Source organism: Aquimarina sediminis, from assembly GCF_002895435.1.
Classification (GTDB): Bacteria; Bacteroidota; Bacteroidia; order Flavobacteriales; family Flavobacteriaceae; genus Aquimarina; species Aquimarina sediminis.
In genome coordinates, this window is sequence record NZ_POYJ01000001.1 from 103,410 (window position 1) to 127,862 (window position 24,453).

Sequence of the window (24,453 nt, forward strand, 5' to 3'; positions counted from 1 at the left end):
TACGGTTCAAGAAATATGATCTATAAATAGAGCCTTATTATGATTGTTTTTCGCAAAGATTTTTCAATTTAGACAACCCATTATTCCAATCTTTATCCATTATTTCTTCCATATCGGTAAACAAGTTCATTAGGTTAAAAGGATATGGTACCTCACTTTTGAAACCCCAGGTTAGCATCGTTGTTTCATTTTCTTTTACCAATTTTATGTATCCTTTGGCTTCACTTTCATAAGGTTCGTAGAACTTTAGATCAGTTTCAAAAAGAGTTGGTTTTTCTATTTTGGCAATAGTTTGGCTTCCTTTACCAACTTCTTTTACATCACTTTCCCAACTTGCTGTAGCTCCAATTGCCCCATCTGTACCTGTAAATTCTTTTTTCATGTTTGGATCATAATCATTCCAGGGGCTCCATTTGTCCAAATCAGACAAGCTGTTTACATGCTCCCAAACGGTACTTATAGGAGTGTCAATTTTAATTGTTTTTTCATAAACTATTTCTTTAGAAACAAAGATGGCTGCTATCAGTATAATGGCAATAAGTGCAACAAGTATAATACCTATTTTCTTTAAGATTTTCATGATGTTGTTTTGTTAATGGTTAAAATTAGATTTATAAATATAACTAGATAATAACAAGAGATTGATTTATAGTGTGTTATTGTAGAAGTAGGGGTAGGTAAATTTAATGGTTTTTTGGCAATATGTATTTATGAGATGCTAGGAGTATCTATCTTGTGATACAGTGTATAAAATAATGTAGTATATCTTTATCAAACTATTAAATGATATGGAATAGGAGAATAGGTGGAGTAAGTAAAGTGTTTACTACTTAATTTGTTATAACTCTTTTTGCTTCAAAGGTTTTAAATAAAAAACTTTTATAGGCTCTAATATAACACAAATCAGTATTATCACTATTAATCCAGACTTTAACAGTATATGTTTTTCCACTATCTGCATTGTATATGGTGCCACCAGATAAGACACCATCATTATAACTTAGGTTGTCCAGTATTATCATTCCTAATAAAGGTCGCCCCTGAAGTTCTTTAGAAGGGTTTTTGTTATCCAAACCATTAAAATTGGATAAAGGCTGTTCGGCACGTTTGTGGATTTTCCCATAAAAAATATCACCTTCTCTGTAGATTTCGATAATCGATCCTCCCTTAATTTCCCATTTTCCGATATAGGTATCAGAATCTACAGAAGAAGAGGGGACAATTAAGAACGGTATTACTAAAAAAAGTATAAATTTCATTAACGTAAACTTAACAATTAAATTAGATTAATACTAAATAATATTTTAAATCATTTATAATTATTAATAAATAATGTTGTAATCTTCTTATTATTATAGAGTTGTCAAAGTATTTTTTTTAGCCAATTAATACTCTTTTAGTTTTTGTTTGTTGATGTCTTTAAAATTTTTAAAAGAAGTAAAAAAAAAACACCCTTTGAGTTAAAACTATCTCAAAGGGTGTTTTTTATAGAAATGTGATATGCTATTTTAAAGCACCTACCATATCTTCTGGTTTTACCCATTCGTCAAATTCTTGTTCTGTTACATATCCCAAAGCTACTGCTTCATGCTTTAATGTTGTACCATTTTGATGAGCAGTATTAGCAATTTCTGCAGCCTTATAATATCCAATTTTTGTATTTAAGGCAGTAACTAACATTAATGAGTTATTTAGTAACTCTGTAATTCTCTTTTGATTTGGCTCGATTCCCTGAGCACAATGTTCATCAAAAGAAATACATGCATCACCAAGCAATTGTGCACTTTGTAGTAAGTTTGATGCCATTACTGGTTTGAATACATTGAGTTCAAAATGCCCTTGCATTCCACCAACATTTATAGCAACATCATTACCAACAACTTGTGCGCATACCATAGTTAAGGCTTCACACTGCGTAGGGTTTACTTTTCCAGGCATTATAGAACTTCCTGGTTCATTGGCAGGGATAATTAATTCTCCAATTCCGCTTCTTGGACCAGATGCAAGCATACGAATATCATTACCAATTTTGTTTAAGGCTATTGCTAGTTGTTTCAAAGCCCCATGACTTTCAACAAAAGCGTCATGTGCAGCCAATGCTTCAAATTTGTTTTCGGCGGTAATAAATGGCAAGCTTGTAAATTGAGCAATAAACTCAGATACACGTTTTGCATATCCTTTTGGAGTGTTTAGACCTGTTCCTACAGCAGTTCCTCCCAGTGCCAATTCAGCCATATGAGGTAGAGTGTTTTCTAAGGCTTTAATCCCATGATCCAATTGTGAAACATAACCTGATAATTCTTGTCCAATAGTAAGTGGGGTAGCATCCATAAAATGGGTACGCCCTATTTTTACTACGTTTTTAAACTCTTCAGACTTTTTCTTTAATGTATCTCTTAGTTGTGTTATTCCAGGAATTGTTACTTCAACAATTTTCTTATAAGCGGCAATATGCATTCCTGTTGGGAACGTATCATTAGAAGATTGAGACTTATTTACATCATCATTAGGTTGTAATGTTTTTTCTCCTTCTCCTATTGTTTTACCAGCTAATTGATGTGCTCTGTTTGCTACAACCTCATTTACATTCATATTACTCTGAGTACCAGAGCCTGTTTGCCAGATTACTAAAGGAAATTGATCGTCATGTTTTCCTTCTAGTATTTCATCACACACCTGTGCAATAAGATCTCTTTTTTCAATTGGTAAAACACCAAGTTCACAATTTGTATATGCTGCTGCTTTTTTTAGATATGCAAAACCATAAACAATCTCTAACGGCATTGAAGCAGATGGTCCTATCTTAAAGTTGTTTCGAGAACGCTCTGTCTGTGCGCCCCAAAGCTTATCAGCAGGAACTTTTACCTCTCCCATGGTATCCTTTTCTATTCTGTATTTCATAGCAATGATGATTTGTTTTTTTTAAGAGTGCAAATTTAAGCATTTGTCAAACTATTTCTGAATAAACGACCTACTTTTTGGTGTATTAATTGGGATGTTGAGAGAATTGAAAATAATTTAAATTTCTACTATGACATATAAATAAGAGTTACTATCTTTGACGAAATTTGAAAATTAGAATAGTATTATGTTTGAATTCGATCAGTACCTTGGCTTTTTAGCATTTTTAACTATCCTTACCATAGGATTTTGGTTAATGATCTTTTTATTAACTTTTGTAATTCCTTATTGGATTATTGGAGCCAATGTAGAGAATTTTAAATTAAAAAGAGAAGCTAAGCGCAAAGCTCTTGAGGAGGCATAATAGCTATTTTTGAGTTATATATTTAAAAAGAGGAAGTCAAAAATGACTTCCTCTTTTGTTTTTAAGGGATATGAATAAATAATTATCCTCCAAAACCGTCATCGTCATCAATATTTCTTTGAGAACGTTGTCTTTTCTTTTTTTGATTAAACCTATAGGTAAAAGATAGGTTAAAACTTCGCTCTCTCCATTGAAACTCACTATCAGAAATAAATGTCGAAGTCGTAGAATTACTTATGCGTTTTCTCGAATTAAATATGTCACTTACATTAAACGTTAATGAAGCCTTCTCTTTAAAAAGATCTTTACTGAATGCCATATTCATACTAAAAATACCATCACTTTTGGTTTGGGCATTTTCGTTAGGACCACGATAAAAAATGCTAGTCTGCCAATTGACTTTGGCAGGTAAAGTAACCTTATTATTAAGTCTGGCAAACCAACTAAAGTTTTTTGCATCTAGGTTTTCACCCTTATAATCTCCTTTTACATCATTTAGAAAAGCATTAAAATTGCCGTTTAACCTCCATTTTTTACTTGGGTTATATGTCAATGTAAACTCAAAACCATATCTGTCAGAGCTAGTTAGGTTTATAGGAGTTTTTCTAATTACGGGAACCTCTGTGCCAGGATTGTTTTCATCAGATCCTATTATGACTGTACCTCCTGTGTCTTCAGAAATGAAAGTAAAAACTTGAGTAGAACGGTTGTAGTATATAGAAGTATTCATGGTTAATTTTCCCATTCGATTTAGGTATCCCAAATCGAATGCATTAGAATAACTAGGATCTAGATCAGCATTTCCTTGAAAAAGATTAGTTGCGCTGGATCTCGAGGGAAACGGATTTATAAACCTGGAGCGAGGTCTTCGTATTCTACGATTATACCCAAGAGTTATACTTTGCTTTTCGTTAATTTCATATCCCAAATTGATTGTAGGGAATATATCTAAATATTTTTTCTTGCTTAAGTCATTACTGGTTTGTTGATCAATGGTAATCCGGGTATTCTCCATTCTAAGCCCTACCAAATACGAAAAATTATTCCATTTACTACCAAATTGACCGTAAGCAGCATTTATCTGTTCGGTATACACAAGAGTATTGGATAAATCAGTGTCTAAACTAATAACTCCATTATCATCAAGTTGTACAAGATAATTGGTGTCTAATTCATTAAAATTACCACGATATCCCAATTCAAATTGACTATTTTCTCCTATTGGCTGTATATAGTCTGACTGTAATAATATGCGGTTTTGCTCTTCTAGTGTATTTACTAGTTCTATGGTTGTAATGTTTTCTTGTGTAATTTTTGACCGTTCATCTTCATTACTATTTTCTACTTGAAAGTCAAAGGTCAATTTGTGACCGTTATTATCAAAATCTTTGGTGTAGTTAAGAGAATATTGTTTGGTAATATCATCTTCGATTTCGGGATCAAAGCGTTTATTTCGACTTAGAATCTCATTGTTAATGTTTAGTTCTGTAATGATATTAGTTGTGTTACTTTCTTTGTCATTTTTTCGATATAAAAAAGAAGTTGTTATAGAAGAACTTTTATTGACATACCACTCTAACCCAATATTAGTATTTACCCCTTTACGAATTCTATCAAAATCCCGTTCTTCATTAAGGAAGGTATCTGGATTGTTAATTCCGTTTGAATCAATATTTAGGTATCTGGTTTTGGATAAGGAGTTTCCTGGTATCTCTCTATAGTTATACCCTGAAGTTGTAAAAAAATTAAAATCTCCTGTTCTATAATTAAGGTTTCCTGAGATTCCTGTGGAAAAAGGATACCCACCGTTAATAGTAATAGCCCCATTTAAACCTTGTAACTTACTACGTCGTAAGATTATATTTAAGATACCAGCGGTTCCTTCTGCATCATAACGAGCAGAAGGAGATGTAATTACTTCAACTCTTTCTATTGATTCGGCAGGTAATTGCCGTAATGCATCTGTATTATTTAGACCTACCAAACCCGATGGTTTCCCATTAATAAGAATTCTTACATTGTCATTTCCACGAAGGGCTACATTACCTTCGACATCGACCGAAACTGAAGGAACATTATCCAGAACATCACTCACGGTACCTCCACTAACAGTAAGGTCTTTACCAACGTTGTAAATCTTTTTGTCTAATTTAATTTCTACTGTAGTATTTTCCGCTATAACTACTATATCATCAAGTGTTTCTGTATCTAATTCTAATTTTATTACCCCTAAATCAGTGTTTTTGAATAATTTTTGTTTAGAGAAGGTTTTGGTTTTAAATGAAATGAATTCAAAATTTACCGTGTAAACTCCAGGACGTACTTCAATGCTAAATTTTCCGTTTTCGTCGGTGATACCTCCTGTAACAATTTTTTGTGATTTTTGACTAAAGAAAGCAATGGTTGCATATTCTAACGGTTGATTAGAATTTTGATCTAATAGTAAACCCGTAACTTGAATTGGATTATTAGAAAAGTTTCTTTTTTGAGCATGTACACTCCATATTGATGCTAAAAAAATCAAGAATAGGGTTTTATTCATGTTATAAGAAGGTATAAAATAACGTCTAATGTATCTAAGGTAACGTCTTGTAGGGGTTAATGATCTGTTAAATGTTTTAAACAAAATAAGCTGTACAAAAGCAATTTGTACAGCTTATTTAGACAATGTAGTTCTCAAAAGGTTTAATTTGAGAAATATAATATTTTGTTAATTTATGTAAAGGACTAAAGGATATCAATAACCTTTTGAGGAGGTCTCCCGATAATAGCCTTACTATCTTTGATTACAATTGGTCTTTCAATAAGTTTTGGATGTTCTGACATAGCCTTTATTATCTCATCATCACTCAGTTTTTTTGTTTTGAACTTCTCTTTCCAAACAGCTTCATTTTTTCTTACCAAATCGATAGGGGGAATACCTAGAAGAGAAATTATCTCTCTTAACTTTTGCTCAGTAAGAGGAGTTTCTAAATATTTAACAATTGTGATATCTTCATTTTTTTCTTCAAGTATAGCAAGAGTTTCTCTGGATTTAGTGCATCTGGGATTATGATATATCGTAGTCATTTTTAATTGTTTTGTTTTTAATCTTCATTTTTTTGCCCCATCATCATAAGAAAGGCTTTTAAGAACTGATCAATATTTCCATCCATAACAGCATCTACATTACCTGTTTCTTCTGCGGTTCTTACATCTTTAACCAATTTATAGGGATGCATCACATAATTTCGAATTTGCGATCCCCATTCGATTTTCATTTTTGAAGCTTCTATTTCATCACGTTGTGCTCTTTGTTTTTGAAGTTCAATTTCGAATAACTGGGATTTAAGCATTTGTAATGCTTTTAGTCTATTTTCTTGCTGTGATCTAGTGTCTGAACAAGAAATCTGGATACCTGTAGGAAAATGGGTAAGCTGTACTTTGGTTTCTACTTTGTTTACGTTTTGCCCTCCGGCACCACTGGATCTGGAAGTGATTATTTCGTAATCAGCAGGATTAATATCTATTTCAATACTATCATCGGCTAGTGGATACACATAAATAGAAGCAAAAGAAGTATGGCGCTTTGCGTTACTATCAAATGGTGAAATTCGAACTAGTCGGTGCACACCATTCTCACCTTTAAGCCATCCAAAAGCATAGTCTCCTTCAATTTCTAGCGTAACGGTTTTTATACCGGCTACATCTCCTCCTTGATAATTTAGCTCTCTAACCGCATAGCCGTGCTTTTCTGCCCACATAAGATACATACGCATAAGCATACTAGCCCAGTCACAGCTTTCTGTACCACCGGCTCCTGCAGTAATTTGTAAAACAGCACTCATGCTATCACCTTCATCACTAAGCATGTTTTTAAACTCTAGCCCTTCTATATGCAACTTGGTCTCTTCATAGCGATCAGAAACTTCAGCCTCTGAGGCATCTCCTTCTTTATAAAATTCATAGAGAACCTCGAGGTCATCGACCAATGTTTCTCCTTTTTCGTAGTCAGAAACCCATTTTTTTTCAGCATTAAGAGCACGCATCAATTTTTCAGCTTCTTGGGCATTATCCCAAAAGTCTGGTGCATAGGTCTTTTCTTCTTGATTTGTTATTTCGACAAGCTTGGCATCAATGTCAAAGATACCTCCTTAACGCAACCAGGCGCTCTCTAAGATCTTGTAAAGTCTCAGTATTGATCATAATGTAATTTGTTTTTGGCAAAAATAGGATTTAACAGTTCAGTAAGAAATATTTTTTGTATTATTTTATAGTTTTAAAACTTTTATAAATTCTTCTTCATAAATCATCACTCCATGAAACTACATTTGGTTTACTTATTTCTTCTAATCGCTAATACTATTTCGGCTCAATTTCTAGAAAAACAAAAAGATCTTACTCCATTTGATGGATATTTTAAGTTCTATTATAATGAGTCAAAAGATGAAATTTATTTGGAAGTTGATAAAATCGACACAGAATTTCTATATGTCCATTCGCTAACAACTGGCCTAGGATCCAACGACATTGGATTGGATAGAGGGCAGATAGGTGATGGAGTAGTCGTAAAGTTTCAAAAAGCAGGGAATAAGTTATTACTTGTTCAGCCTAATCAGCGATTTCGTGCAATAACCAATAATAAACTTGAAAAAGAGAGTGTAGAGCAAGCCTTTGCAAGATCAGTCCTGTTTGGTTTTCCTATAAAGGAACATAAATCGAATTCTTACATTATTGACTTTACACCTTTTCTTTTGCAAGATACCCATGGAATTATCAGTAGATTAAAATCTCAGAAAGAAGGAACGTATAATGTGGATAGGACAAGAAGTGGTTTGAGTCTTGAGCGAACAAAAGCTTTTCCAAAAAATGTAGAATTTGAAGCTTTGATCACTTACAAAGGTTCTTCAACAGGACGTAACATTCAGTCCGTTGCTCCAGATTCAAAATACCTCACAGTTCTTCAGCATCACTCGTTTGTAGAATTACCTGATGATAATTATAAGAAACGAGAATTTGATCCGAGGAGTGGAGCAATATCCATTTCGTATATGGATTATTCGACTCCTGTTCAAGAAGCGATAACTAAGCGGTATATAATCAGACATCGATTAGAAAAGAAATATCCGGAACAAGCAGTAAGTGAAGCAAAAGAACCTATAGTTTATTATTTGGATCCAGGTACACCAGAACCCATACGATCTGCACTATTGGATGGTGCCAGGTGGTGGAATCAAGCATATGAAGCAATTGGTTTTAAGAATGCTTTTCAGGTAAAAATGCTACCAGAAGATGCTGATCCGATGGATTTAAGATATAATCTTATACAGTGGGTACATCGTTCTACCAGAGGTTGGAGTTATGGTGCGAGTGTAGTAGACCCAAGAACTGGAGAAATACTAAAAGGGCATGTGAGCTTAGGAAGTCTAAGAATACGTCAGGATTTTTTGATAGCTCAGGCTTTGCTAAACAAACCTTTTGCCACAAAAGATGATAATTATAAACCAATGTTGGATATGGCATTGGCTCGTATTCGTCAATTATCTGCCCACGAAGTAGGTCATACTATTGGGTTTGCTCATAATTTTGCAGCAAGTACAAATGATAGAGCTTCTGTTATGGATTATCCACATCCAACAGTTAGGTTAAATAATGGAAAAATAGACTTGTCTAATGCTTATGATACTAAGATAGGAGACTGGGATAAAATAACAGTTGCCTATAGTTATTCTCAATTTGATAAAGGAATTGATGAAAAACAAGCACTTAATCAAATTCTGGATAAAGCTTATCAATCAGGTCTTCGATTTATTTCTGATAGTGATGCCAGACCACAGGGAGGAGCTCATGAATTAGCTCATTTATGGGATAATGGAAGAAGCGCTACCGAAGAATTAGAAAACGTACTAAAAGTCAGAAAGGTTGCAATTGATAATTTTTCTGTTGATAATATTAGAAGCAATGAACCCTATTCGGTTCTTGAAGATGTTTTTGTGCCGTTGTATTTTTTTCATAGATATCAAACAGAAGCAGCAGTGAAGCTCATTGGAGGGTTAAATTATAATTATGCTGTAAAAGGAGATAACCAAACTATTGTTGAAACCGTAAGTCCAAAAAAACAAAAAGAAGCACTTAAACAAGTTTTACAAACATTAGCTCCAGATGTTATAGCCATCCCCGAGAATAAGTTAAAGTTGTTTCCCCCAAGGGCATTTGGTTATAATCGTACAAGAGAATCTTTTGCTGGAAAAACTGGAGTAGGTTTTGATGCTCTTAGTGTTGCTTCTACTGCTAGTGATATGAGCCTTTCTCTATTGTTACATCCCGAAAGAGCATCAAGATTAGTGCAACAAAAAAGTAGGGATCAAAACCAACTAGGATTAATAGAAATGCTGGATCAGCTTATTGAATTTTCTTTTGAAACTAAAGCTAAGAATAGTTACCATGTAGAAATCCAGCAAATGGTAAAAACGAGTGTTTTAAAACATCTTATGAATTTAAGTAAAAACAAGAGAGCTTACCCTCAGGTTAATGCTATTGCGTATGCCAAATTAAATGAATTAATACAACTTCTTAAAACTAAACCAAGTACTGTAACCGAAGGAATATATAATAAGTATAATCTTAATGAAATTATGAGATTTATAGATAAACCAGAAAAGTTTAAAACATTACCTTCTCCAAAAATTCCTGATGGTTCACCTATTGGTAGTTATAGGTGTACTGTGAAGTAGTTAGTATAAAAAGAGTATTTGAAACTAGTAATTGGGAAAATGGATATAGAAGAGCGACTTAGAGATAAATTAAGTGAGATTAGTGCAATTTTGGGCACTAAAGCATATGAAAATAAAGAAATAGGGGTTTTGTCTGGTGTTTCTGGTATAGCATTGTTTCAATTTTACTATTCAAAACTATTGGATGATGATACCTATGCAGAAATAGGAGCAGAGACTATTACAGAGGCAATAGAACTTATTAATAAAGGATTCTCTTATCCTACTTTTTGTACTGGTATTGCGGGAGCATGTTGGGTATTAGAGCTTCTTAAAGAAGAAGGGTTTATAGCGTTAGAAGATGATTTTCTTTCAGCAGAATTAGATGTTTTTTTATTAGAAGTAATGAAATCCGACATACAAGAAGAAAATTATGATTTTCTTCATGGAGCTATGGGGTATGGGTTTTATTTTTTTAAAAGATATCAAAATACAACTTCAGAGCATTTAAAAGATAAGTACAAAGTATATATAAGTAAGTTGATTAAAGCACTCAGGCATTCTTCCATAAGTTGTGATCAGGGAGTATGGTGGAAATCGGTATTGAGTGAGGAAAAAAACCTTGTAGGGTGCAACCTCGGTCTCTCCCATGGAGTTTCCAGTATTATTAATTTTCTATCTAGGTTAGTCGTTTATGAGGATTTTTATGAAGAAGCACATAAACTCTTATCTCATACGGTAGCATATATACTTAGCTGCAAAAATATTGATAAGTCATGTGTATCTTCATTTCCCAATTGGTTTGTTTATAAAGGAGAAATCAATGCTAATTCTAGATTAGCTTGGTGTTATGGAGATTTGGGTATAGGTATTTCGTTATTAAGAGCAGGAGAAGTTCTAAAAGATGATTATCTGTATAATGAAGCAATAGCAATATTAAAACATTCTACCAAACGTAGAGATATTGAAGAAGCCGGTATTGTTGATGCAGGATTATGTCACGGTGCATATGGAGTGTTTCATATATACAGTTACTTGTATAAAAAAACTAAAATTGAAATTTTTAAAGAAACTTCAGTTTTTTGGGCACAGCAAGCATTAGATATGGGGGTTCATAAAAATGGATTTGCAGGATATTTGGTATTCAAGGGAACAGAAAAGGAAAAATATAAACCTGAGGTGAATTTACTAGAAGGTATTGCAGGTATTGGATTAGCAATTATATCCCATTTGGCTCCTTTTGATACTAAATGGGATGAATGTTTATTGATTAGTTAACCATTTCTATGTTTGTTCTGATGATAATAATTGGTTTTGTTGATTGGATTTTTGGACATAGAAGTATTTTAATCTTTGGCAAAAGCTTTTTTTATAGATAAACCCTGCTCGAAAAGTCGAAATTATGTTATTTTTAGTGGTTGAGTTGATTCTTAACTAATTTATTAAGCAATAAGTAAAATATGAAAATAGATCTTAGAAGTGATACAGTCACTAAGCCTACTCCAGAAATGCTTTCTACTATGCTAAATGCGGAAGTTGGAGATGATGTTTATAAAGAAGACCCTTCTGTGAATGCATTAGAAACCAAAGTCGCTAAAATGTTTGGTAAGGATAAGGCTTTGTTTTTTCCATCAGGAAGTATGGCTAACCAAGCCGCTATCAAGCTTCATACGCAACCTGGAGAGCAATTAATTACCGATAAATATGCTCATGTATATAACTATGAAGGGGGAGGAGTTTCTTTTAATAGCGGGGTGTCTTGTAAACTTCTAGACGGTCATAGGGGTATGGTAACTGCTACTCAGGTTATAGGAGCAATTAACCCTCCAGATTTTTATCATAGCCCTTTAACAAGTTTGGTTTGTATTGAAAACACGACCAACAAAGGAGGAGGAGCGTGTTATGACTTTGAAGAAATCAAGAAAATTAAACAAGTTTGTGAAGAACATAAGCTGGGGTATCATCTAGATGGAGCGAGATTATGGAATGCTTTAATTGCTAAAAAAGAAAGTGCTAAACAATATGGAGATGTTTTTGATACAATTTCTGTTTGTTTGAGTAAAGGGTTAGGAGCACCAATTGGATCTATATTGATTGGTGATGATAAGATTATGGAGAATGCAATTCGAGTAAGAAAGATTTTGGGAGGAGGGATGCGCCAGGTCGGATATCTTGCGGCTGCTGGATTATATGCTATTGATAATCATATGGATCGTTTAGCCGATGATCATAAGAAGGCTAAAGAAATTGGAGATGTTTTAGAAAAATTATCTTTTGTTAAGCATGTTGAGCCTATTGATACTAATATTGTCATATTTACGATTGACGGTGATGAAGAAGATTTTATTTCTACTATGAAATCAAAAGATATTTATTTCTATGGGATGGGGCAAGGTAAATTGAGATTCGTGACTCATTTGGATTATACTCAAAATATGCATGAATATTTTCTAGAAGTATTAAATACGGTTACCTTTATAAATAACAAAGCTGCTCATATACAATGAGCAGCTTTGTTATTAACACTTTATAAAAAATTAAATTTCTTTGGTATCTGCCCCAGAGGCGTTCTCTTTAACAGAATTGATACCGTTTTCCATTCCTGACTCCGAAGCATACATTTGACTACTCCCTATTACCTGACCATTACCAGCCTTTAGGTTAAAAAAGAATTTACCATTCTTAGCAGTCTTACGTTCATATCTACCATCTTCAGAGGCATTCTTTTTAACTGATGCGATTCCATTTTCTGCAGCAGCTTTACTGTTATAAACCTCGCTACTTAAGATTACTTGCCCATTTTTAGCTTTTAAAGTAAAGTGGTAGCTAGACCCTTCTTTATTTTTGAGTTCAAACATATTGTCAGATTTTAGTTAATTTTTTAGCTTTTGTTAAAAATATATAATTAAAAGGAGAAAGAAAAATGTATTAGAAAGTAACGTTACTTTAAAGGTGTATTTTGTCGAAAAAAGAGACTGGTTGTCGGTAATAATAAATTTTATTAATAATGATTAAGAAATAAAATGTGTGTTAAAAATTAATTTCGTAATTTATTATTTAAATTAAAATTCACTACAAAAACCATTCAACTATGAGAAAAATAACGCTATTAGTGTTTCTTATCTTTTTAGGGACTAATTTACAAGCTCAACAAGATTTGCCAGAAAACCCAAAACCGGGAAAATGTTATGTTCGTTGTACAACTCCTGATGTTTATGAAAACAAAACAACAAAAGTGCAAATTACCCCAGAATATAAAAAGTTAAAATCTTTCCCAGCAGAGTATAAAACGGTTACCGAAAAAGTAGTAATCAAAGAAGCTTCAAAAAAGTTAAGAGTTGTAGCTGCAAAATATGAGACAAAAACAGTTACATTTGTTAAGAAACAAGGGGCTTCTTCCTTAAAGGTTATTCCGGCTAAACTGACGAATAGCTCAGAAACAGTAGAGGTTAAACCGGCTTTTGCACAATGGGAATTAGGGTCTCCGGCACCTGATTGTGCTTCTAGTAATCCTGATGATTGCCGCTATTGGTGTTATAAAGGATACCCAGCAGAATATACAACAATACCTGTTAAAAAACTTGGAGCAGACGCTACGACTCAAAAAACTCCAATAACAGAACAAAGTAATACCTATACAAAAAGAGTAGTAGTAGAGCCGGCAAAAGTTATTGAGGAAGAAATTCCGGCAGAGTATGGAACAATAACCAAAACGGTTTTAGTAAAAGATGCATATACTGAAGAAGTAGTTATTCCTGCAACATATGAAGAAGTGTCGAAAGAAGTACTTACTCAAAAAGGAGGTTTAACAACCTGGAAAGAGGTAGAGTGTTCACTTGTAGAGTATTCAGCATTACCTATAAATTGGAATCTAGGAAGTTCTACTTTAACGGCAGAGGCCAAAAACTTAATAGACACAAGATTAATGCCAGTGTTGGCTAATAACGCAGGTACTAAAATGGAAATAGCATCCCATACAGATGCCAGAGGGTCAAAATCAAGCAACAAAGAGCTTTCTGATAGAAGAGCGCAATCAGTTGTAACTTATTTGATATCTAAAGGTATTAATGCAAGTAGATTGGTAGCTAATGGGTATGGTGAAACTAGACTTAAAAACAGATGTGCAGATGGTGTGTCATGTACAGAAAGAGAACATGCTGCAAACAGAAGAACCGAATTTAGATTAATTCAGTAATTTGTACAATGTTAAAAAAATTGCGAGAGACCTCAAATAGAGGTCTCTTTGTTTTTTATTTTGTAAACTTATCTAGGAGTTGAAAATGAAAACTAGGGTCCCTAAGTGAACTATATCCAGATATTTTATCAAGGACTTTCCCTTTTGATGATAAAATGACAACCAAAGGAAAAGATTTACCCTCGTTATATTGATCTAGCAATTCATAATTTTGTACCCTCTGTTCATCGGTGAGAATATCTGAACTTCTTGGGATATCTACTAGAACTAGAGTGAAATCTTTTTCGTATTTTTTAAACTTTTCATTGTCAAAGAAATCCTCTTTTAGCATCTTACAAGGAGAACACCAATCGCTTCCACTGAAATACATTAGAATTGGTTTTTTATTGTTTTTCGCCTTTAGTCTAGCTTTTTCAAAATCCTGTAACCAACTAAGATCTTTTGAATCTTGTTGTGAAAATCCTATAAAACTAAAAAAAACAAAAATTAAAAAAATCTTATTCATTCCTTATTCATAATTAAAAATCCGTTACCTAAAAATATCAAAAATTATTCCATAAACCTATCTAAACCTGGAATATTCGGCATACCTTCTTTTGCAACAGCGGCTAATTCGGTTTCATTAACTTTTGTGGCTTTGGTTATGGCGTTATTTAGACCTAAAATAAGATAATCTTCTAACTGCTCTTTATCTTTCAATAGCTCATCTGCAATAGTAATATTCTTGATCTCTCTATTAGCGGTGATCGTAATTTTGAGTAAACCATCTGTACTTTCTTCATCAACTAGAACAGAGTTTAACCTCATTTTTGTTTCTTCTACTTTTTTCTGGGTCTCTTTTAGTTTACCCATCATTCCCATCATATCTCCAAACATGATTATTTTTTTTTAAAATTTGTAAAAACAAAATTAGTATTTTGGCTGTTAATAAACTAACAAGATTATTATGAAAACTCCGCACATTATATTCTTATTATCTCTTACTTTTGCTACTTCATGTAAAAAAAATACCATGACTACATTGGATACTAAAGTTTTACCACCCATTGCTGATAAAGAACCAACGAATCTAGAAAAACACAATGATATTCGTGTCGATAATTATTTTTGGTTAAATGAAAGAGAAAATCCAGAAGTTATTGATTATTTAGAGCGAGAAAATGATTATAATGAAAAGATGACAGCCCATACAAAAGAGTTCCAGACGGCTCTTTTTGAAGAAATGAAGGGGCGTATTAAAGAGGATGACTCTTCTGTTCCATATAAACTAAATGGCTATTGGTATTTAACTAGATTTGAAAAAGGGAAAGACTATCCTATTTATTCCAGAAAAAAGGAAACGCTAGATGCACAGGAAGAAATTCTTTTTGATTGTAATAAAGAAGCAGAAGGGCATAGTTATTATAAATTGTCTGGTCTTAATATTAGTCCTGATAATAAACTAGCTGCTTTTGGTGTCGATACAGTAAGCAGGCGTAAATACACTATTCGAATAAAGAATATCGAAACAGGTGAAATATACCCTGAGGTTATAGAAACAACAACGGGAGGGAGCACATGGGCAGCAGATAGCAAAACCCTTTTTTATACCAAAAAAGATGATGAAACTCTTAGGTCAAACAAAATATACAGACATGTTTTAGGGACTCCCGTTTCTGAAGATGTAGAGGTGTTTAATGAGACAGATGACACTTTTTATACGTTTGTATATAAAACAAAATCTAAGAAATATCTTGTGATAGGATCTAGTAGTACGCTAACATCAGAGTATAGGATTCTACGTGCAGATGATCCTATGGGGCAATTTAAAGTCTTTCAGCCTAGAGTTAGAGGTTTAGAGTATGGAATTGCACATTATGAAGATCACTTTTATGTGCTAACCAATGCTGATAAAGCAACAAATTTTAAACTAATGAAAGTTTCAGAGGATGATACCTCAAAAGATAATTGGAAAGATATTATCCCACATAGAAATGACGTACTCATAGAAGATGTTGAGATTTTTAAAGATTATTTAGTAGTAAGCGAGCGAGACAATGGTCTCAATAAGATAAATGTCAAGAGATGGGATGGAACGGCTGATTATTACCTTCCTTTTGACAATGAGACGTATACCGCCTATGTGAGTACTAACCCTGATTTTGATACCCATTTGCTTAGATACTCCTATAATTCTCTTACAACTCCTAATTCTGTAATCGATTTTGATATGGAAACTAAGGAGAAAGAAGTAAAAAAAGAGCAAGAAGTACTTGGTGGCAAATTTGATAAAAATAATTATGTGTCAGAAAGAGTTTGGGCTACTGCAGAAGACGGTACTAAGATTCCTATATCCTTAGTGTATAAAAAAGGAATACAAAAGGATGGAAATAGTCCTTTATTGCAATATGGGTATGGATCTTATGGATCTACTATAGATCCTTATTTTTCTACAGTAAGACTAAGTTTGCTGGATAGAGGGTTTATTTATGCAATCGCTCATATTCGGGGAAGTGAATATTTAGGAAGATCCTGGTATGAAAACGGAAAACTATTAACAAAGAAAAATACATTTACAGATTTTGTAGATTGTTCTAAATTTTTGATAGACCAAAAATATACCTCACCAGATCATTTATATGCTATGGGGGGATCTGCAGGTGGATTATTGATGGGAGCAGTAGTTAATATGGCTCCAGAATTATATAATGGTGTAGTAGCAGCAGTACCTTTTGTAGATGTTGTAACTACTATGCTAGATGACAGTATTCCTTTAACTACAGGAGAATATGATGAATGGGGTAATCCTAACGAAGAAAAGTATTATACCTATATGAAGTCTTATTCGCCATACGATAATGTTACTGCTCAGGATTATCCAAATATGCTGGTTACTACTGGTTTGCATGATTCTCAAGTGCAATACTGGGAGCCTGCTAAATGGGTAGCAAAACTAAGAGAGTTAAAAACAGATGATAATCTATTATTGTTGCATACTAACATGGACGCAGGGCATGGAGGAGCCTCAGGGAGGTTTGAAGCACTTAAAGAAGTGGCTGAAGAATATGCATTTTTGTTAGATTTAGAAAGTATAAAAGATTAATTCAAAAAAATAGTGTAACTTCGTACCGTTTTTGAAACAGCTAGTGGTCTCCCCAATTTGTACCACATATCTGTTAAAACACTACTATATGAGAGAAGATATTAGGGCTTATAATAATATTTTGGAACTTATCGGTGACACCCCACTGATAAAACTAAATAGAATTATGAAAGGCTTTCCGGGAAATTACTACGCCAAAGTAGAATCTTTTAACCCAGGGCACTCGACCAAAGATAGGATCGCACTTTATATCATAGAAGAAGCCGAAAGAAAAGGTATTCTTAAACCAGGTGACACTATTATTGAAACTACAAGCGGTAATACAGGCTTTAGTTTGGCAATGGTAAGTGTGATTAAAGGCTATGACTGTATTCTTGCGGTTAGTTCTAAATCGTCAAAAGATAAAATAGCAATGCTAAAAAATATGGGAGCAAAGGTATATGTATGCCCTGCCCATGTTAGTGCTGATGATCCAAGATCGTATTATCAGGTAGCAAAAAGGCTTCATGAAGAAATTAAAGGTTCTGTGTATATAAATCAATATTTTAATGAATTAAATATTGATGCACATTACAATTCTACCGGACCAGAAATCTGGAATCAAACTAATGGAAAACTTACACATTTTATAGCTTGTTGTGGGACCGGAGGTACTATTTCTGGAACAGCTAGATTCTTAAAAGAAAAGAATAGTGATGTACGTGTTTTTGGAATTGATGCCTATGGGTCAGTTTTAAAGAAGTACCATGAAACCAGAGAATTTGATGAAGAAGAAATCTATCCATACAGAATTGAAGGTTTGGGTAAGAATTTAATCCCCACGGCTACAGATTTTGATGTAATAGATAAGTTTGAAAAAGTTAGCGATGAGGATAGTGCTCATACCGCAAGAGAGCTAGTAAGAAAAGAAGGTATGTTTTTAGGATATACTAGTGGAGCTGCCTTGCAAGGAGTGAAACAACTTGCAGAGCAAGGTGAATTTGACGAAAACAGTAATGTTATAGTAATTTTGCCTGATCACGGTTCTAGATATATGAGTAAAGTATTTAGTGATGATTGGATGGAAGAGCAAGGATTTTTTGATAGTAAAAATGAAGTCGATGCTACAAAAGTTCAATTTATTAAGTAATAAAAATATTTCAAAACGATTTAAAAAAAACATCCAGATTAATTCTGGATGTTTTTTTTATTCTGTTTCTTAATACTACCACCATAAAATCTTAGTGTTGGGATGTCAATTTTATTTACTAAATTACGGGAAATCATTAGTGTATATATAATTTGGGATGTCATAAGGTTTAGTTCGATGAAAATAAAACTTTATAAAAGTGAATTTAAATATAATTATGTCATCAATTCAATTTTATGTATTTTCGCAAACTTATAAGAAACAATTTTTTGGTAAATGAGAGATTTATTTGATAAGATTTACAAAGACAAAGGACCATTAGGAAAGTGGGCAGATAGGGCAGAAGGATATTTTGTTTTTCCAAAACTTGAAGGGCCTATATCAAATAGAATGAAGTTTCAAGGGAGAGAAGTTATTACCTGGAGTATCAATGACTATTTGGGGCTAGCAAATAAAGAAGAAGTTCGTAAGGTAGATGCAGAAGCTGCAGCTGAGTATGGTTCTGCATATCCAATGGGAGCCAGAATGATGAGTGGTCATACCGATCTTCACGAACAATTAGAGAATGAGCTAGCTGAGTTTGTTGATAAAGAAGCTGCATACTTATTAAATTTTGGTTATCAGGGTATGGTGTCTACAATAGATGCTCTGGTAAGTAAAGATGATATTATCGTATATGATGTAGATGCACATGCATGTATTATTGATGGAGTACGATTACATCAGGGGCAACGATATACTTATCGCCATAATGATATGGAGAGTATCGATAAAAACCTGATGAGAGCTACAAAGATGGCTGAAAAAACCGGAGGAGGAATTTTATTAATCTCTGAGGGGGTTTTTGGTATGCGTGGTGAGCAAGGAAAATTAAAAGAAATAGTAGCACTAAAAGAAAAGTATAACTTTAGGTTGTTTGTTGATGATGCTCATGGTTTTGGTACCTTGGGAGCTACTGGAGCAGGAACAGGAGAGGAGCAAGGTGTTCAGGATCAGATAGATGTTTATTTTGCCACTTTTGCAAAATCTATGGCTAGTACAGGTGCATTTATTGCTGCAGACCAAGGGATAATAGATTATTTGAAATATAATTTACGTTCTCAGATGTTTGCAAAATCTCTTCAGATGCAACTCGTAATTGGTGCACTTAAGCGTTTGGATATGCTTAGAACCATGCCAGAGTTAAAAGCTAAATTGTGGGAGAATGTAAATGCACTACAAAATGGGCTTAGAGAAAGAGGGTTTGATCTAGGAACAACGCAAAGTTGTGTAACACCAGTATATCTTAAAGGTAGTATTCCTGAAGCTATGGCTTTGGTGAAAGATCTTAGAGAGAACTATGGTATTTTCTGTTCTATTGTTGTATATCCGGTAATACCAAAAGGTTTGATTTTGTTAAGGTTAATTCCGACAGCATCTCATACCATGAAAGATATTGAAGAAACCTTAAATGCATTTTCTGCTATACGTGAGCGACTCGAAAATGGAACTTATAAACGCATGTCTGCTTCTGTTGCTGTGGCGATGGGAGAGTAAAATTATAGAATTCACACTGCTCAAAAGAGCTGACAAAATATTCTAATAAAAAATGTTTAAAACCAGTGAAGTTAACTTCGCTGGTTTTTTTTATCCCATTTATAGATTAAGACAATAGTTTTAAGCAAATCAAAAAAAACATAAACGAGTTCTATGGTAGAAATGGTTTCATTTGTTTTGAAGGAGTTCTTTTTGGTATTATAGTTCTATATTTCTTTACAAGGAAGTACGATTTTTTGGTAGGGGTGATGTTTTTTACGTCAGAATTGGTATTATCTAACAAGCAAGAGAATTTGTCTAGGGTGGAGGGTTCACTATTCCAGACGAAAGATGCTTTATCCGACACGGAGGACGAGAAGGTTCTTTATCTAACACGGAAGACAATTTATCCAAAGAGGAAGATGTTTTATTCAACATGAATAGTGATTTATCCTATGCGGAATACCTTTCTATAAACTTGTTAGAGTATAATACTATCTAAATGAAAGCGCTTATTACTTGCTTACTTACCTTATAAAATGAACTCTTAGTGGTAATTTGATAATACTATGCAATAAAAGAAAAAGGACAACGTGAATTTTTGATACTGGATGCAGGAACTTTGAGCACGATAAAAAAAAGATGACAGAATTAACTTATGTTAATGCAAATGGATTTTCAACTAAATAACTTTGTAGTATTGATAAATCCTTAATGCATGAAAAAGTTAATTCCACCAATTTTATTCCTGATCTGTATAGCTGCTATGATATTTATTAAAAACCTAATTATTATTCAGGAAATAATCCCAAGACCTTTTAATTATATTGGAATACTGTTTATCCTTACTGGTTTGATTATGACAATAAAAGTCAGAAAGCAATTTGATAAATCCCATACAGAAATACATACCTTTAAAAAACCAAGAAAACTGATAACAAATGGACTTTTTAAGGTTAGTAGAAACCCAATCTATCTAGGCTTTACGATAAGTCTACTCGGAGTTTGGGTGTTTTTAGGAACACTTCTACCCGTCGTTGGGTTTCTGTTTTTTATCTTGGTTACGAATAATTATTATATTCCCTTCGAAGAAGATTCAATGGAAAGAATATTTGGAACTGAATATAAAAATTATAAATCGAAAGTGAGACGGTGGATATAAAATTGCCATCAACACTGGTAGCCGCTGTACATGTCCGTAAAAAACGTGAGAAAACCAATGATCTGGATTTTAAATCCAGATTTTCTAAGCTATGTGGTTATCCAAAGAAAAAACTAAATACTTTTTCTATACGTTCTACGCATTTTATGTTGTTCATGTTCATAGCCGTTCCATAAAGCTTGAATAGCTTTGTTTTCCTCTAACTCCGGGTTGGTTTCTACAGTTTCGATACCATTGCGTAAAAAGGCTTCATTCATTTCTTTAAAGATAAGAGCTGTTACACCTTTATTTTGGTATTCAGGATCTACTCCTATAAGATAGAAAGCAGCAGTGTCATTTCTGCGTTGCGCCTTTAAAATATGTAAAAAACGAAGAGGGTATACTTTACCATTCATTTTCTTTAGTGCTTTAGAAAAAGAAGGCATAACGATTGAGAAAGCTATAAGCTTGCCTGTTTTATCAGCTATGCAAGTAATGTATTCAGGATTTAGATAGGGTAAGTATTTTTTCTTATACATATCTATCTGATACTGCTGTATAGGGACAAAAGTTTGTAAGCTACTATATGTTTTGTTTAGTAGATCAAACATGTCATCTGCGTATTGTAGTATTTCTTTACTTTTATTAAACTTAAGGAGTTTGAGTTGATATCGTTCTTTGATTACCTTGGCGAATTTGATTACCTTTTCTTTTGTCTCTTTAGGTACTTTAATTTTGTACTCTACCCAGGTAGCGGCAGGTTCAAAATTAAGTTGTTCCATATGCTTTGAATAATAGGGGTAATTATACCATGTGATCATTGTGTTTAATTCTTCAAACCCTTTGATTAGAATACCGGCTTTATCCATATTTGAAAACCCAACAGGACCTTCTATATACTCTAATGAGTGTTGAGACCCATATTCGGCTACCTTTTGCAAGAGAGCTTTAGTTACTTCAATATCATCGATAACATCAAACCATCCAAAGCGTACTTTTGGTTTTTTTTGTTCATTTACCTCAATCCAATTTATAATTGCTGCAATCCTTCCTACTATGGTTTTTCCTTTGTAAGCTAAGAAATACTTAGCATCAGCATTTCTGAAAACAGGATTTTTTTGAGGATCCATTACGTCTACTTCTTCTTTGATAATAGACGGCACGTAATATGGGGAGTCTTTATATAACTCAAAAGGAAATTTAACAAATGTGGTCAAATCTCCTTTTGAAGTAATTTCTTTAATCGTAATCATATATCATCTCTAATTCGCTACAAATATATAATCCTTTTATTAAATATTATGATTGCTTACAAATAATAATACAATAGATTCTTTATTTTGTTATTGTTACTGATCTATCTGGTCTAGTTCTTTATCTATATCAGAGTCTTCATTGTTTTCCTTTTCTTCTTTGGCTTTACGTTTTTCTTCTTCCTTTTTTCTTTTCTTTTCTTCTTTTTGACGCTTTTTCTCCTCTTTCTTCCTTCTTTTTTCCTCTTCTTTTTTATTCTTTTCTTGTTCTTTTTGATATTTTTCGTACTCAGCGTCTACATCTTCTTCTTGTTCTTTTTCTTTTTCTTCTTGTTTTTCTTCTTGTTTTTCTTCCTGCTCTTCTTTTTGTTCAAGGTCTAACTCTTTTTCCATTTTCTCCAACTCTTGTAGCTCTTTGTCGATATCTTGTAATTCTTGATCTACACCTTGTTCTTTTTCCATTTTATCAAGCTCGGCATCTATATCCTCAATCATTTTTTGCTTTTCCTTTTCTGCCTGTATCGCTGCTTTTTCTGCTTTTCTAGCTTCTTTTGCTTCTCTTTTTAGGCGTCTAGCTTCTTCTTTTTTAAATTTCTTGCCTTCTTTTTTAGCTATCTTTTCATTTTCGATACGTTCACGTTCTAATCGTTCGGCAGTTCTTCTTTCATCAAGATCTTTTTCGATATTCTCCCTTAGGCTATCATCTTCAAAATCATTAATAAAAGGTGTTTTTTCTAATTTAATACTATCATTTTCAATTTCTTCTCCTTCTTCTAACTCTTCTAATTCTCCGTCAATATTTTCTTCTCCATCTTCGGTATCTATTTCAGGTTTTTCTTCTTCTTCTTTAACACCTCCTTCTAAACCCGGTTGTTCGATAATTTCATCTTTGGTATGCCAATCAAATCTGTATGATGCTCCAAAGCTAACGGTGAAAATTGAAGGTGTGTCTTTAAAATTAAAAGCAATATTTGCATCAAACTGAAGGTCCTTATCATAGAGATATGCACCTCCCATTCTTAATATATTATCGCTGTAAAAATCACTTTTTTGCCCTTGATATTCTCCAAAAGCAGCCCATTTTTCATTAATTGTATGAGTAGAAGTGATGATCCAACCAATGATAGGATCATCTGTGGTAACTTTGTCAATTATTAAATTGGTCACTAATACCCAATCCCCATTTAGGCTTGTAGACCAGTTATTTTGTGTCATTAAAACAATTTTTGGGCTAAAAGTATCATCATTAGGAGCAGTAAAAGGATTGTCTGCAGAAACAAAATTGGCACCCAGATAAGCAGAAACTGCAGGGATAAGGCTTTTCCATTTAAATTTATGACGTTCTTTCCAACTTTTTAATTCATCATAATTGATAGAATCCTTTTTTGGCTTTTTATATGGATCATAAATTAGATATTTTGCTCCAAATGTATTTGCTTCAAAATTGCTTCTTTTTATTTTTTCTTCGTTAGCACCAATAGTTTGCTTAACTCCATCTGCTCTAAATGTTCCGTTTATTCTAAGCTCTAATTGTTCAATTAATAGACCATATCTCACTGCATAATCAATTTTGAAAACATTGGTCTTAGTATTCAGGATTTTATGTTTTTCTTTACCCAAGCCAAAGCCTCCTTCTAATTGTAATACATTATTACCAACAGAGAAGGCGCCCTGAGAGGTTCCAGGTCTATTCGTATTGATTTTCTCTGTGTATTGTGCAGAAACTGCTAAACAGGATAAAAACATGCTAGCTATTAACAGAAGAAACTTAGGGCTCATATTCAATAGATTTGGTTCAAATATAGCAGATTTTATCATTTTTTTAGGATTGTCTACCTGTAATTGTATACAGAGTTCATTATTTTTGAAAAAAAATAATATGCAAGAAGCATCACTGCAAGGGGTACTGAAGATAATTCTCATTATAATCTTAATATATTATGTATTTAAAGTATTAACGCGTTTATTTGGTCCTCTATTGTTTAAGTATGTTACAAAGAAAGCTGGAGAAAAATTTGAGCAGCAGTTTAATCAATATCAGCAAACTAGTCCATCTACAAAAGGAGAAACTACTATTGAAAAAGGACCGAAAAAAAAATCTTCTAATAAAGATGTTGGAGAATATATCGATTATGAGGAAATTGATTAATTTGGCGCTTCAATAGTAAACTCACACACATC

General features: G+C 33.2%; 21 protein-coding genes. 10 read left to right on the forward strand and 11 right to left on the reverse strand.

Features of this window, described 5'->3' with window-relative positions:
• Nucleotides 1-37: 37 nt before the first annotated feature.
• The 3 genes from C1X07_RS00465 to fumC all read right to left on the reverse strand — a co-directional run bounded on the left by C1X07_RS00465 (nt 38) and on the right by fumC (nt 2,901).
• Nucleotides 38-580 carry an SRPBCC family protein gene (locus C1X07_RS00465; protein ID WP_103068013.1) on the reverse strand — a complete coding sequence of 181 codons (543 nt, stop codon included), beginning with the start codon at nt 578-580 and terminating at the stop codon, nt 38-40.
• Nucleotides 581-830: 250 nt separating this feature from the next.
• Entirely contained in the window at nt 831-1,259 is a 429-nt protein-coding gene (locus tag C1X07_RS00470; RefSeq protein ID WP_103068014.1) for a DUF2147 domain-containing protein, read from the reverse strand.
• 244 nt (nt 1,260-1,503) lie between these two features.
• Nucleotides 1,504-2,901 carry a class II fumarate hydratase gene (gene fumC / locus C1X07_RS00475; RefSeq protein WP_103068015.1) on the reverse strand — a complete coding sequence of 466 codons (1,398 nt, stop codon included), beginning with the start codon at nt 2,899-2,901 and terminating at the stop codon, nt 1,504-1,506.
• Between the two features lie 187 nt (nt 2,902-3,088).
• Between fumC and C1X07_RS24845 the strand changes: the two genes are divergently transcribed.
• A complete protein-coding gene (locus C1X07_RS24845; RefSeq protein WP_164914060.1) occupies nt 3,089-3,265 on the forward strand; it encodes a hypothetical protein in 177 nt (58 codons plus the stop codon).
• 82 nt (nt 3,266-3,347) lie between these two features.
• Here the strand turns inward: C1X07_RS24845 and C1X07_RS00480 are convergent, their stop codons facing one another.
• The 3 genes from C1X07_RS00480 to prfB form a co-directional block, all read right to left on the reverse strand.
• Nucleotides 3,348-5,807 (reverse strand): TonB-dependent receptor domain-containing protein, encoded by a 2,460-nt coding sequence (locus C1X07_RS00480; protein WP_103068016.1) that lies wholly within the window; start codon nt 5,805-5,807, stop codon nt 3,348-3,350.
• A 185-nt stretch (nt 5,808-5,992) separates the two neighbouring features.
• Nucleotides 5,993-6,334 carry an arsenate reductase (glutaredoxin) gene (gene arsC / locus C1X07_RS00485; RefSeq protein WP_103068017.1) on the reverse strand — a complete coding sequence of 114 codons (342 nt, stop codon included), beginning with the start codon at nt 6,332-6,334 and terminating at the stop codon, nt 5,993-5,995.
• 17 nt (nt 6,335-6,351) lie between these two features.
• A protein-coding gene (gene prfB / locus C1X07_RS00490; RefSeq protein ID WP_128755161.1) for a peptide chain release factor 2 occupies nt 6,352-7,450 on the reverse strand; the annotation gives its coding sequence in 2 pieces (ribosomal slippage) (nt 6,352-7,386 and nt 7,388-7,450; 1,098 coding nt in all).
• Nucleotides 7,451-7,563: 113 nt separating this feature from the next.
• On the opposite strand from prfB, the gene C1X07_RS00495 reads away from it, so the two are divergent.
• The 3 genes from C1X07_RS00495 (at nt 7,564) to C1X07_RS00505 (ending at nt 12,464) form a co-directional block, all read left to right on the forward strand.
• Nucleotides 7,564-9,978 carry a zinc-dependent metalloprotease gene (locus C1X07_RS00495; RefSeq protein ID WP_103068018.1) on the forward strand — a complete coding sequence of 805 codons (2,415 nt, stop codon included), beginning with the start codon at nt 7,564-7,566 and terminating at the stop codon, nt 9,976-9,978.
• An 18-nt stretch (nt 9,979-9,996) separates the two neighbouring features.
• Nucleotides 9,997-11,235, forward strand: coding sequence for a lanthionine synthetase C family protein (locus tag C1X07_RS00500; protein WP_128755162.1), 1,239 nt, complete (start codon nt 9,997-9,999; stop codon nt 11,233-11,235).
• 182 nt (nt 11,236-11,417) lie between these two features.
• Entirely contained in the window at nt 11,418-12,464 is a 1,047-nt protein-coding gene (locus C1X07_RS00505; RefSeq protein WP_103068020.1) for a threonine aldolase family protein, read from the forward strand.
• 30 nt (nt 12,465-12,494) lie between these two features.
• Here C1X07_RS00505 and C1X07_RS00510 read toward each other — a convergent pair whose 3' ends face one another.
• Complete coding sequence (locus C1X07_RS00510; protein WP_103068021.1) at nt 12,495-12,815, reverse strand: YegP family protein; 321 nt, start codon at nt 12,813-12,815, stop codon at nt 12,495-12,497.
• Nucleotides 12,816-13,048: 233 nt separating this feature from the next.
• Between C1X07_RS00510 and C1X07_RS00515 the strand changes: the two genes are divergently transcribed.
• The gene (locus C1X07_RS00515; RefSeq protein ID WP_103068022.1) at nt 13,049-14,152 is read left to right on the forward strand and encodes an OmpA family protein; all 1,104 of its coding nucleotides are present in this window, start codon (nt 13,049-13,051) and stop codon (nt 14,150-14,152) included.
• 55 nt (nt 14,153-14,207) lie between these two features.
• Here the strand turns inward: C1X07_RS00515 and C1X07_RS00520 are convergent, their stop codons facing one another.
• Nucleotides 14,208-14,657 carry a thioredoxin family protein gene (locus C1X07_RS00520; protein ID WP_103068023.1) on the reverse strand — a complete coding sequence of 150 codons (450 nt, stop codon included), beginning with the start codon at nt 14,655-14,657 and terminating at the stop codon, nt 14,208-14,210.
• Nucleotides 14,658-14,701: 44 nt separating this feature from the next.
• Nucleotides 14,702-15,028, reverse strand: a complete 327-nt coding sequence (locus C1X07_RS00525) for a YbaB/EbfC family nucleoid-associated protein (RefSeq protein ID WP_103068024.1) — start codon at nt 15,026-15,028, stop codon at nt 14,702-14,704.
• Between the two features lie 70 nt (nt 15,029-15,098).
• Between C1X07_RS00525 and C1X07_RS00530 the strand changes: the two genes are divergently transcribed.
• The 4 genes from C1X07_RS00530 to C1X07_RS00545 all read left to right on the forward strand — a co-directional run bounded on the left by C1X07_RS00530 (nt 15,099) and on the right by C1X07_RS00545 (nt 21,040).
• Nucleotides 15,099-17,234 carry a S9 family peptidase gene (locus tag C1X07_RS00530; RefSeq protein WP_103068025.1) on the forward strand — a complete coding sequence of 712 codons (2,136 nt, stop codon included), beginning with the start codon at nt 15,099-15,101 and terminating at the stop codon, nt 17,232-17,234.
• 88 nt (nt 17,235-17,322) lie between these two features.
• Nucleotides 17,323-18,363, forward strand: coding sequence for a PLP-dependent cysteine synthase family protein (locus tag C1X07_RS00535; RefSeq protein WP_103068026.1), 1,041 nt, complete (start codon nt 17,323-17,325; stop codon nt 18,361-18,363).
• A 276-nt stretch (nt 18,364-18,639) separates the two neighbouring features.
• Nucleotides 18,640-19,899 (forward strand): aminotransferase class I/II-fold pyridoxal phosphate-dependent enzyme, encoded by a 1,260-nt coding sequence (locus C1X07_RS00540; protein ID WP_103068027.1) that lies wholly within the window; start codon nt 18,640-18,642, stop codon nt 19,897-19,899.
• 697 nt (nt 19,900-20,596) lie between these two features.
• Entirely contained in the window at nt 20,597-21,040 is a 444-nt protein-coding gene (locus C1X07_RS00545; protein ID WP_103068028.1) for a methyltransferase family protein, read from the forward strand.
• Nucleotides 21,041-21,153: 113 nt separating this feature from the next.
• Here the strand turns inward: C1X07_RS00545 and C1X07_RS00550 are convergent, their stop codons facing one another.
• Nucleotides 21,154-22,272, reverse strand: a complete 1,119-nt coding sequence (locus tag C1X07_RS00550; RefSeq protein WP_103068029.1) for a GNAT family N-acetyltransferase — start codon at nt 22,270-22,272, stop codon at nt 21,154-21,156.
• A 96-nt stretch (nt 22,273-22,368) separates the two neighbouring features.
• Nucleotides 22,369-24,051, reverse strand: a complete 1,683-nt coding sequence (locus C1X07_RS00555; RefSeq protein WP_164914061.1) for a transporter — start codon at nt 24,049-24,051, stop codon at nt 22,369-22,371.
• A gap of 100 nt (nt 24,052-24,151) precedes the next feature.
• On the opposite strand from C1X07_RS00555, the gene C1X07_RS00560 reads away from it, so the two are divergent.
• Nucleotides 24,152-24,421 carry a DUF4834 family protein gene (locus tag C1X07_RS00560; RefSeq protein ID WP_103068031.1) on the forward strand — a complete coding sequence of 90 codons (270 nt, stop codon included), beginning with the start codon at nt 24,152-24,154 and terminating at the stop codon, nt 24,419-24,421.
• The last annotated feature ends 32 nt before the right edge of the window (nt 24,422-24,453 follow it).

Excerpts from the sequence above, each read along its gene's own strand:
- C1X07_RS00465 (WP_103068013.1), bottom strand. The coding sequence starts at position 580 with ATGAAAATCTTAAAGAAAATAGGTATTATACTTGTTGCACTTATTGCC.
- C1X07_RS00470 (WP_103068014.1), bottom strand. The coding sequence starts at position 1,259 with ATGAAATTTATACTTTTTTTAGTAATACCGTTCTTAATTGTCCCCTCT.
- fumC (WP_103068015.1), bottom strand. The coding sequence starts at position 2,901 with ATGAAATACAGAATAGAAAAGGATACCATGGGAGAGGTAAAAGTTCCT.
- C1X07_RS24845 (WP_164914060.1), top strand. The coding sequence starts at position 3,089 with ATGTTTGAATTCGATCAGTACCTTGGCTTTTTAGCATTTTTAACTATC.
- C1X07_RS00480 (WP_103068016.1), bottom strand. The coding sequence starts at position 5,807 with ATGAATAAAACCCTATTCTTGATTTTTTTAGCATCAATATGGAGTGTA.
- arsC (WP_103068017.1), bottom strand. The coding sequence starts at position 6,334 with ATGACTACGATATATCATAATCCCAGATGCACTAAATCCAGAGAAACT.
- C1X07_RS00495 (WP_103068018.1), top strand. The coding sequence starts at position 7,564 with ATGAAACTACATTTGGTTTACTTATTTCTTCTAATCGCTAATACTATT.
- C1X07_RS00505 (WP_103068020.1), top strand. The coding sequence starts at position 11,418 with ATGAAAATAGATCTTAGAAGTGATACAGTCACTAAGCCTACTCCAGAA.
- C1X07_RS00510 (WP_103068021.1), bottom strand. The coding sequence starts at position 12,815 with ATGTTTGAACTCAAAAATAAAGAAGGGTCTAGCTACCACTTTACTTTA.
- C1X07_RS00515 (WP_103068022.1), top strand. The coding sequence starts at position 13,049 with ATGAGAAAAATAACGCTATTAGTGTTTCTTATCTTTTTAGGGACTAAT.
- C1X07_RS00520 (WP_103068023.1), bottom strand. The coding sequence starts at position 14,657 with ATGAATAAGATTTTTTTAATTTTTGTTTTTTTTAGTTTTATAGGATTT.
- C1X07_RS00525 (WP_103068024.1), bottom strand. The coding sequence starts at position 15,028 with ATGTTTGGAGATATGATGGGAATGATGGGTAAACTAAAAGAGACCCAG.
- C1X07_RS00530 (WP_103068025.1), top strand. The coding sequence starts at position 15,099 with ATGAAAACTCCGCACATTATATTCTTATTATCTCTTACTTTTGCTACT.
- C1X07_RS00535 (WP_103068026.1), top strand. The coding sequence starts at position 17,323 with ATGAGAGAAGATATTAGGGCTTATAATAATATTTTGGAACTTATCGGT.
- C1X07_RS00540 (WP_103068027.1), top strand. The coding sequence starts at position 18,640 with ATGAGAGATTTATTTGATAAGATTTACAAAGACAAAGGACCATTAGGA.
- C1X07_RS00545 (WP_103068028.1), top strand. The coding sequence starts at position 20,597 with ATGAAAAAGTTAATTCCACCAATTTTATTCCTGATCTGTATAGCTGCT.
- C1X07_RS00550 (WP_103068029.1), bottom strand. The coding sequence starts at position 22,272 with ATGATTACGATTAAAGAAATTACTTCAAAAGGAGATTTGACCACATTT.
- C1X07_RS00555 (WP_164914061.1), bottom strand. The coding sequence starts at position 24,051 with ATGAGCCCTAAGTTTCTTCTGTTAATAGCTAGCATGTTTTTATCCTGT.
- C1X07_RS00560 (WP_103068031.1), top strand. The coding sequence starts at position 24,152 with ATGCAAGAAGCATCACTGCAAGGGGTACTGAAGATAATTCTCATTATA.